General features: G+C 49.6%; 4 protein-coding genes. 2 read left to right on the top strand and 2 right to left on the bottom strand.

The window, feature by feature from the left end; translation table 11 throughout:
• Positions 1-285, top strand: a 285-nt coding sequence (locus ACVBEF_RS19960; RefSeq protein WP_447125664.1) for a TRAP transporter small permease, incomplete at its 5' end; no start/stop codon positions are given.
• Positions 276-1,559, top strand: a complete 1,284-nt coding sequence (locus ACVBEF_RS19955) for a TRAP transporter large permease (protein ID WP_447125663.1) — start codon at positions 276-278, stop codon at positions 1,557-1,559. The genes ACVBEF_RS19960 and ACVBEF_RS19955, both read left to right, overlap by 10 nt.
• A 221-nt stretch (positions 1,560-1,780) precedes the next feature.
• Here the strand turns inward: ACVBEF_RS19955 and ACVBEF_RS19950 are convergent, their stop codons facing one another.
• Both ACVBEF_RS19950 and ACVBEF_RS19945 read right to left on the bottom strand, forming a co-directional pair.
• Positions 1,781-2,110: a DUF2442 domain-containing protein gene (locus ACVBEF_RS19950; RefSeq protein ID WP_447125662.1), complete on the bottom strand. Its 330-nt coding sequence runs from the start codon at positions 2,108-2,110 to the stop codon at positions 1,781-1,783.
• Positions 2,065-2,325, bottom strand: coding sequence for a DUF4160 domain-containing protein (locus ACVBEF_RS19945; protein WP_447125661.1), 261 nt, complete (start codon positions 2,323-2,325; stop codon positions 2,065-2,067). The genes ACVBEF_RS19950 and ACVBEF_RS19945 overlap by 46 nt, the downstream gene beginning before the upstream one ends.
• Between the last annotated feature and the right edge of the window lie 111 nt (positions 2,326-2,436).

Genomic DNA, 2,436 nt, shown 5'->3' with positions numbered 1-2,436 from the left:
TCTATGCCGAGTACCACGGACAAGCACGAATCGATCCAGCCTGACTTCCAGCGCAGGGTGAAAATATTCATCCATCTGATGGTGATCGCATTTGCCGTGCTGATGTTGTGGAATGGTTTTGTGCTGGCTGATCAGATCGTCCATTACATGATTCCTAACCTCGGCATTTCGCAAGGCTTTACCTACTATCCGCTCATCCTCTCGGGTGTGCTGATCATTCTGTTTTCGATCGAACATATCTGTGCTCTGATCTTCCATACCAAGGTGGTTCCCTCATGGCACTGACGTTGCTGGCGTTAAGTTTTTTGATTCTGCTGATGATTGGCGTGCCGATTTCGTTTTCCATCGGACTCTCCGCCATTGCCGCCATTTCGTATGAAGGCTTGCCCGTCGCCGTGATCTTTCAACGGATGACGGCTGGCATGAGCGTATTTTCCTTTCTCACGATTCCCTTCTTTATTTTTGCCGGTGAATTGATGTTGTACGGTGGCATTGCCGACCGCATCATCCAAGCCGCCCGTGGCGCCGTCGGTCATATCCGCGGCGGTCTGGGCATGACCAACGTGCTCGCCTGCACGCTCTTTGGCGGCGTCTCCGGTTCCCCCGTGGCCGACATTTCAGCCATGGGATCGATCATGATTCCGATGATGAAGCGTGAGAAATACGATACCGACTACGCCGTCAACGTCACCACCCACTCGTCACTCGTGGGCGTACTGATGCCGACCTCGCACAACATCATTATTTACGCCTTGGTCGCTGGCGGCGGTGTGTCGATCACGACGCTGATTCTGGCCGGTCTGATGCCCGCTCTGCTGTTGACCGTAGCCAATCTTCTGGTGGCTTATCTGGTTGCGCGTCATCGCGGCTATCCGGCTGAAAAATTCCTGGGATGGCGTTCGGCTTTCCAAAGCATGGGACGTGCAATACCCGGCTTGATGGTCATGGTCATCGTGATCGCCGGTATCACCTCAGGCATCTTCACAGCAACCGAGTCCGCAGCCGTCGCCGTGCTCTACGCGTTGATACTGACCACCATTGTCTATCGCAGCCTGAACTGGGAAAACTTTCTCAAGGCAGCCGTCAAATCGGTCAAAACCACCGGCGTGATCCTGATGCTCATCAGCATCTCGTCAGCCTTCGGTTATCTGATTAGCTTGTACAGCGTAGCGGACATTGTCGGCAACGCGCTGATGACGATCAGCGACAACCCGATCATCATTTTTCTGTTGATCAATATCGCGTTGCTGATTTTCGGAACCTTTCTCGACATGGCCGCACACATTCTGATTTGCACCCCGATTTTCCTGCCGATTTGCCAGCATTTCGGCATGGGGCCGATTCAGTTTGGAATGATGTTGCTCATTAACTGTTCGCTGGGTTTGAATGCTCCGCCGATAGGCGCTGCGCAAATTATCGGCTGCACTATCGGAGGAATTCGAATGGGGCAGATCATGCGTACGATCTGGCCGTTTTATGGTGCTTTGCTGGTGACGTTGTTGTTGATTACGTATGTGCCGGCGTTTTCACTTTGGTTGCCGAGTTTGTTGCAGAAATGATGTGATCATTTATTTTAATATGACGTGAGTAGAAAAAGCGCAGCTACGGCTGCGCTTTTTCTTTAGGATTTTCCTGCGGTGGCGTTTTAACCGAGATGGCGTCTAAAAAAACGTGGAAGTTAACAATTGGACTGGCCGGTCCTTCATTTATTGATATTACGTCTTATGGTGACATGCTACTTATCGGATGATTTTCCAGAGTCTGCATTTTGTCTTTCCTGTCAGGACAACACCCACTGTCCGTTTCGTTTAATTTCTTCGTGCATCGCATCAGGCGCTAAATCAAGTTCACCCGGCCATGTCACAGCACCATGTTCAACGAAAACTTCCGCAAAGACAGCTGGATCGGCAAGCTGCGCAAAGACCCCGGCAGATGGAGAGTGCACAAGTGCATTCATATCCACTTCGCCTTCGAGTCCATCAACAAATGTGATGCGTAATCTAAAACCAGCAAGCGCCTTGACGTGAACAACGCGCCAAGGCATCAGAGGCCGAATTTCAGGACTCAAGGCAGTGGACGAATTTTTTTCGGTGACTGATTGCGTGAGCATAATTCCCAATCCTCCATAAGTTCTGCACGGTGTTCTTGTGCCCATTCAAGTACTAAAGCCAGCGCACGTCGAGGCATTTGACCTTCTATTACGCCGAGGGTATGAATATCAACTATTGCTTCATGTTCCGCATATAAAGCGTGGAAATGCGGAGGGGCATGATCATTCCAGAACATTTGAATCAAAATTCCGTAAAAGGTACTAATTGTTGGCATTTGCCCTCCCAGAGAACGAATTAACAAGATTTATTATCGGTCCCTATTGGTGGGTATTGAAAGCATCTTTTGATGCATTTCAAAATTTTTTATATAAGTTCATGCTAAATC

It is taken from the genome of Glaciimonas sp. GG7, from assembly GCF_052976905.1.
The sequence above is the reverse complement of the archived record's forward strand: the minus strand, read 5'-3'. Positions and strand labels throughout refer to the sequence as shown.

Bases quoted from the DNA above. Each gene is read 5' to 3' on its own strand.
- ACVBEF_RS19955 (WP_447125663.1), top strand. From the start codon at position 276: ATGGCACTGACGTTGCTGGCGTTAAGTTTTTTGATTCTGCTGATGATT.
- ACVBEF_RS19950 (WP_447125662.1), bottom strand. From the start codon at position 2,110: ATGCTCACGCAATCAGTCACCGAAAAAAATTCGTCCACTGCCTTGAGT.
- ACVBEF_RS19945 (WP_447125661.1), bottom strand. From the start codon at position 2,325: ATGCCAACAATTAGTACCTTTTACGGAATTTTGATTCAAATGTTCTGG.